The organism is Pseudoalteromonas piscicida, from assembly GCF_002744175.1.
Classification (GTDB): Bacteria; Pseudomonadota; Gammaproteobacteria; order Enterobacterales; family Alteromonadaceae; genus Pseudoalteromonas; species Pseudoalteromonas piscicida_B.
In genome coordinates, this window is record NZ_NKHF01000096.1 from 21,473 (window position 1) to 27,507 (window position 6,035).

Genomic DNA, 6,035 nt, shown 5'->3' on the forward strand with positions numbered 1-6,035 from the left:
CTCGCTTTATTATAATTGTTTCCACACTGAATGCTTGCTTGGCTGCTGACCTTTAGTCCACCAACGAGCTTGATATTCAACGCCTTGATAACTCACTCTATCTCCGCCGGTATACGCTTTATTGGCATTCCATTCGTTACTTGCATCAGACTTATCAACCAACTCCCAAGCGTCGCTTTGATCCGGTTGCTGACCTTTTACCCACCATTTAGCTCGATAGCTTTTGCCTTGATACACTGCCGTATCGCCTGCTGTATATACTCGGTCGGCACGCCACGTATCACCGCTAGGTGGTGTTGTTTGGTTAGTAACTGTGATAGTAAAGCTAACGGTTTTTTCAAACCTTCCATCTGAAACCGTTACTTGTCCTTGATAGTCCGTGTTTTGCTGAACCTCAGGCGCAGTCAGCGTAATAGTTGCGCCGCTGCCGCTATAGCTCAGTGGCGAAGGGAGTTGCCATCTGAAAGTGAGCGGATCTTTGTCATCATCAAAAGCATGAACATGAAGTGATGTGCTTGAGTTTTCCTTTAGCGTGAGATCAGCAGGAGTATGCACCACTGGCGCTCGGTTTTGTGGTTTAGCTAAAACGGAAAGGTTAAAGGTGTGTTGTGTATCACTGACAAATAGTTGATTGCTAGCTAACTGCACCGCGTCAAATACAATATTACCGTCACTTTGCACTACACCAATCCGTAATGTATTGGCATAGTTGCTATTCAATGTATTGGCAAACTCTTTAACCCAGCTAGTAACATTGCCTTTGGTTATCAATAACTTTTCTGTACGAGTTCTTGACCATTAGCATCAAAGACGCGAAGCCAAACTGTATCCCCTGGATTTGCTTGTTGACCTGGTTTGACAAAAAAACCAGCAGCAGTCCAATTTACCGGCTCGGTGGGTGTAGTATCTCTTACTATGGTGATATCACTACAGTTATAAAAGCCTTCGCCAACAACGTCATCACGCTGCCAACGGGTATACAAGATAGCGTCTCCGCTAAATTTGCTTGGTATTGCTATCTGCATTTCGTAATAACGTTTACCATCAGGCGCAACAAAGAAGTCAAGATTGCCATGCTCTTGGATCAGCTCCAAATCGCTCCATGCCAACGGCTTTGACTCGAAGTCGGCTTCGGGCTTGGTGAGATAAAACTGCCAAAAACTCGGGTTGTGTGGTGTGGTTGCTCGGAACCTCACTTTAATTTGGTTTTGAGAGTCCGGTGTTACTAGTGTTTTTTGCCAATCGCTCGAGGCAATATTCATCCCCGCCTTGTTTCTATCGCCACCCCCACAAAGTTGACCATCAGGGATAGCAGCTTGTACCGCTTGCTGATTAAAATAATCAGGCACATTCGCAGCAAATTCATGTTGTTGTACAAACTGAACATGACCGGAGTTCAAATACGCGGCTCGGCACGCTTTATTTGGGATGTTGCTGCCATCTTTGGGCCACCAAAAACCCCCTTGAGCTTCACAAATGGCTTGTCTAGCCTTTGGGCTATCCATATAACCATGAGCAAATGCATTCGATGCAGCCATGCCAAGTGCGATGGCAATACTGACTGGTAACATAGAGTTTTTCATTTTCTTCTACTCATATTAGAGAAATGGCCGCAGCCACTTCGATTAAGATTAGAATGAGCGAATGTTGCCTACCGATACTTCCCACTAGAAAGTTAACCCTGTCCTGCGAACTTCAATGCTATAAACATCACCTCGCAATGCTAGCTTCACAGCACGCAAGCAAAAAACAACGCTGTCATTTTAGCAACCGATAGACTGTTGCACGTCCATGGCACACTCGCCTTCATCTTTGTGTAATAAAAAAGTATCCAGGTTAATTCAATTGTGAACAAAACTCTGAATTCGGGTAGTTTTACCCAAATGAAAAACAATAACAATAGATGAGATTATTAATTATATTCAATACTTTATAACTAATTAAAAAATATCTCTAGTTGCAATGATGGCGCTAATTATTTGATTACTATAACTATTACAATAAACTAAATAATTGAAATACTTTATTCTCTAATAATTAACAACCAGAAAGACTAAGCCATTGTAAAGTTTGATCTACATAAAGCACTAAATTACATTCAGTAAAAATACTTTTATCTAATAACAAATAAAAAAATTACGACTTTTTAATTAACTTCAGCCTGTAGCTAAACATCGCTGTTTGACTATACTTGGGGTTTACTATTCGTTTGGAGATGACTTTGCGAACACTTTTTACTCTACTATTGCTCATTGTGGTGTTTATCACAGGTTTTGTTGCCGGTGTGTATACCTTACCGATATTGACGCAACCTCCAGCTGCCAGCCACGCAGAAATTCAGGCAGTTAGTAAAGCCGCAACTCATAGAGGCCAATTTGTAAAAGCACTTAAAGACTCTGATGCGCTGCACTATGCCAACGGTGAAATATATTTCTCAGACAAGCATATTGCGTTTGTGGGTGAAATAGCCCCCGGTCCAGATTATCGCCTTTACCTTGCCAAGACTTTTATTGAATCTGAAGCAGACTTTAAAGCGCAAAAGCACACGATGGTAGAAGTTGCAAGAATAAATCAGTTTTCACAGTTCGTACTCCCAAGGTATCTGCAAACAGACTTAACAAAGTTCCACAGCGCTATTATTTGGTGTGAACATTTTGAACAGTTTATTTCGGCTGCACCGTTAAATTCCCCTAACTAAAGCAGTAACCTACTCTTTTTTATACTTATATCTAGCAATTTTTGTGGCAACTGAACTGCACTAAATCGTAATAAAGCCCACCCATAACAGTTCATATCGCACCGATTACATTACCCATACGGCTAAAATCACCACATTAAAAAGTTAACCGATGCTACTTAAATGTAAAAATAAACTTGATAAATTATTTCATTTCGTCGCATATATGTTGTATTAATTTTAATACAACAGTATTATGACAGCCTACTTTATCGAGCGGTTCGTGTTCTTGGTCGGCCATTGTTAGCTCACTTTTCAGATAAAATAAGCAATACAATTTGTTTACATAATAAAGCGATACAAACTATAAAAAAGGTATGATCCTAGATCTGTTACCCATCAATAAAGTAGATGCTGGAAGTCGTTTTCAAAGAAGGAGTTAATAGATGAATACGGTAGCCGCAAATTCGTCTGACAACGCGATGGAGTTAAATAAAGGATTCATTTTTTATCATGGTGAGGATTATATTCTCTCTGAAAACCAAGAAGTAGTTAAACTTGAGCCTTTAGCATCCAAAGCTTTGCTTTATTTAATAGAACATTCAGAGCGCGCAGTATCAGTCGAAGAGTTGTTGGTCAAAGTTTGGGGAAGTAAATTTAAATCGATGAAAGTCGTAAACCGCTGTGTGTGTTTAGCACGAAAAGCGTTAGCTGATGACATGCGTAATCCTAAATTTATAAAAACAATCCCAAAACGTGGGTATAAATTTGTTGGACACTGCATGATTAAAAATCATTATTTAGAACTAACTGCCCATTAATACCAATTTTTCTTAATACTTGCTCAATTTTAAGGAGTAAACCTGACCCTAACTGCGTTAAAAATTGCTTATTTAGAACAACTAAGTAGCAAGATTTTTGCCTTGCCGATATGGTCGCTAGTCCCTTAGCGTGAGCAGGATGTGGTAGTGGTGTTATTAATAAGGTTTTCTTGCTTAAAAATAGAACACTTAATTAAGCAAATTGATATAACAAGCAATAGATAAGGAGACACGATGCTAAACACAATAGAAACGTATACGGTACTCATTAATGCTGAAAAGCAATATTCAGTCTGGTCCGCAACCAAAGCGATACCGCAGGGGTGGAGCCAAATTGATATTCAAGGCAGCCTAGAAGAGTGTAACGCATATATTAACGAGCATTGGAAAGACATGCGTCCAGAAAGCCTACGACAGGCAATGGCAAATAGTTAATAGCAAACCACTCAAAAGTATAAGTTACCATTAATAATAACCAACTTAACCATATAACCCCATGTTGGCAGGTTAACTACTAAAGCAAAAAGCAGAATATCAACATTTTGCTTTTTGCTTTTTATTATTTCGCTCCTAGAATTGCATATTTACTTGCAACAATGGCACACTGCCACCATGTTCTAGCTCAGCTATTCCAGCAATAACATTTATCCAATAATGAACAGCAACGGATTGTTCTAGGTCATAGTTATTACGTTGATGTAGCCAGCCCAAATATCCACCGATCGCCGTCGCAGCACCAAAACTTGCTTGGTTACCACTGCCGCTGTGCAAAGCGCCAAATAAAAGGGATGACACAACTAGGCCTGAGCGTTGTCCTAGTTGATGGTTTAGTTCGGTGTTGAGATAACCACGGAAAAACGCTTCTTCACCCACTGCGGTAAACATGTTTCCAGCGAGATTTGCACTGTGTGCCTCAAACAAACTAACACTATCGTCTCTTTCTATGGCATAGACGTTATCGCGTGAAGAAACATAAGCCGCAACCAATAACAGTGGAATATAGGTACTTGGTTTGGATAGATTTTCCCACTTGAATGGGGCTTTCCATAGCTGTGATACTGGCGTGGTTGACATAGTGACGCCATGGTCAAATTGACGGTATTTGGCTCTACTTTGGTACGCATCGTAAGATGACATAAACATGCTATTTAATGCCACATTTGCGGCAAAATCAGTTTTTAGCGTGGTGGCATTTAAATACTCAATTTCTAATACATCGTTATCTCGATCATCATCATCAATGTAATCATCTTGATCAGAGTAGTGGCCATATCCCGCAAAACCGACCAAAGTCGACGTGGCATACCAAGCGGTCTTTTCATACTGCCCATCCAAGCCTTGGATCACTCCCGGAAGCACAAACCCTGATAGCGCCCCTAAATTAGGACTATCACTTAATATGCTCGGCTTAAAATCAAAATCATAGGGGTTGTCGTCAGAGACTTCAGCATTTGCTGTATAAGAAAATAGCCATAACGCGATGACCCCACCAATGGTTGAAAACTTCATACTCTTACTCCTTTAAAATTAACCATTTGCGTCACTTAATTGGTGATAATATCAATCCGATTAATTAAGCGAATTGGTATAAAACCACGTAAGTGACGCTGCTACCAATGCTACTTTTAGGTAGATTGGCAGTACCTCTTGACTACCTAAGAGACATAATTGAGGTAGCCTTTGTACAATCGGAAAAACACCCGCTCAGGTAACAGCTTCATCAACCTTAATAAACATAAAAAGTTGTAATAAAAGTTGGTCACTGGTATGCCCTCGTATAGCGCTTTAACACCACGCCACGCGCTATGTTGATTATGAAAATCAATATTAAAAGACACGCAGGTATCCATAGAGCGAACATGATGCAAAGTACCGCTTGGCATAAACAAAATATCACCGGCTTCCACGTCGACGACTACCGCTTTGTCCTTATCGTACTGAGCATATTGCTGTAGATCAGGTTGCTCGGGGTCAAGTTTGAACCAACGCCAGCCATATCTGCCACAATGACGACTATCTTCATATGGCAGTAGCGTAAAGCGTTTAGTCCCCTTTATTTGGAAGAACAAATTGTGCGTCAGTAAGCAGTCAAAATGTAGCGGTGTGACACTTTGCGAGGGGCCAAGAAAAAACTGGCAATATTTCCACCAATTACTATAAGCAATTGGCATAAAATTACTAGGAAAATCATTTATTTCCTGTTTCAATTCCGGTAAGGCATGAAATATTGGAATATCGTGACAATAAGCTGGGAATTCCCCTTCACCTCGCTCATAAGCATCTAATTGGTCGCAATAATCTCCAAGCGGCATTGCCTCTTTAATAATATTGCCTTTTTCAAACCGCTTTACTGGTACTTGCTGATCTGGAAAATGCTGCTTGAAATAGCGGGTTCCCCACCCTTGGGTTGCTTGCCAATGTTTGATGGCTCCCTTAATCAGTACAGGGCGGCCTGGTTTTAAATAATTGCGCTTAAACTCAGAAGCTGTCAGCGAATCTACAATGTCAACTTTATACTTATCCATGAATTTTCCTTA

At 40.4% G+C, this 6,035-nt stretch carries 5 protein-coding genes and 1 pseudogene; 3 read left to right on the plus strand and 3 right to left on the minus strand.

The genetic code is table 11. The features are described 5' to 3' along the window. Window positions 1-9: 9 nt before the first annotated feature. A pseudogene (locus CEX98_RS19070) lies at window positions 10-1,583 on the minus strand (lytic polysaccharide monooxygenase). Between the two features lie 632 nt (window positions 1,584-2,215). On the opposite strand from CEX98_RS19070, the gene CEX98_RS19075 reads away from it, so the two are divergent. The 3 genes from CEX98_RS19075 to CEX98_RS19085 all read left to right on the plus strand — a co-directional run bounded on the left by CEX98_RS19075 (window position 2,216) and on the right by CEX98_RS19085 (window position 3,933). Beyond that, window positions 2,216-2,698 carry a DM13 domain-containing protein gene (locus CEX98_RS19075; protein WP_099643590.1) on the plus strand — a complete coding sequence of 161 codons (483 nt, stop codon included), beginning with the start codon at window positions 2,216-2,218 and terminating at the stop codon, window positions 2,696-2,698. A gap of 425 nt (window positions 2,699-3,123) precedes the next feature. Continuing rightward, window positions 3,124-3,498, plus strand: a complete 375-nt coding sequence (locus tag CEX98_RS19080) for a winged helix-turn-helix domain-containing protein (protein WP_088533097.1) — start codon at window positions 3,124-3,126, stop codon at window positions 3,496-3,498. A 234-nt stretch (window positions 3,499-3,732) separates the two neighbouring features. Next, on the plus strand, window positions 3,733-3,933 hold the full coding sequence (locus CEX98_RS19085; RefSeq protein WP_099643591.1) for an MbtH family protein: 201 nt from the start codon (window positions 3,733-3,735) through the stop codon (window positions 3,931-3,933). A gap of 135 nt (window positions 3,934-4,068) precedes the next feature. Here CEX98_RS19085 and CEX98_RS19090 read toward each other — a convergent pair whose 3' ends face one another. Together CEX98_RS19090 and CEX98_RS19095 are read right to left on the minus strand one after the other, a co-directional pair. After that, on the minus strand, window positions 4,069-5,007 hold the full coding sequence (locus CEX98_RS19090) for a CPBP family intramembrane glutamic endopeptidase (protein ID WP_099643592.1): 939 nt from the start codon (window positions 5,005-5,007) through the stop codon (window positions 4,069-4,071). Between the two features lie 146 nt (window positions 5,008-5,153). Then, the gene (locus CEX98_RS19095; protein ID WP_099643593.1) at window positions 5,154-6,023 is read right to left on the minus strand and encodes a cupin-like domain-containing protein; all 870 of its coding nucleotides are present in this window, start codon (window positions 6,021-6,023) and stop codon (window positions 5,154-5,156) included. Window positions 6,024-6,035: the final 12 nt, after the last annotated feature.

Excerpts from the sequence above, each read along its gene's own strand:
- CEX98_RS19075 (WP_099643590.1), top strand. The coding sequence starts at position 2,216 with ATGACTTTGCGAACACTTTTTACTCTACTATTGCTCATTGTGGTGTTT.
- CEX98_RS19080 (WP_088533097.1), top strand. The coding sequence starts at position 3,124 with ATGAATACGGTAGCCGCAAATTCGTCTGACAACGCGATGGAGTTAAAT.
- CEX98_RS19085 (WP_099643591.1), top strand. The coding sequence starts at position 3,733 with ATGCTAAACACAATAGAAACGTATACGGTACTCATTAATGCTGAAAAG.
- CEX98_RS19090 (WP_099643592.1), bottom strand. The coding sequence starts at position 5,007 with ATGAAGTTTTCAACCATTGGTGGGGTCATCGCGTTATGGCTATTTTCT.
- CEX98_RS19095 (WP_099643593.1), bottom strand. The coding sequence starts at position 6,023 with ATGGATAAGTATAAAGTTGACATTGTAGATTCGCTGACAGCTTCTGAG.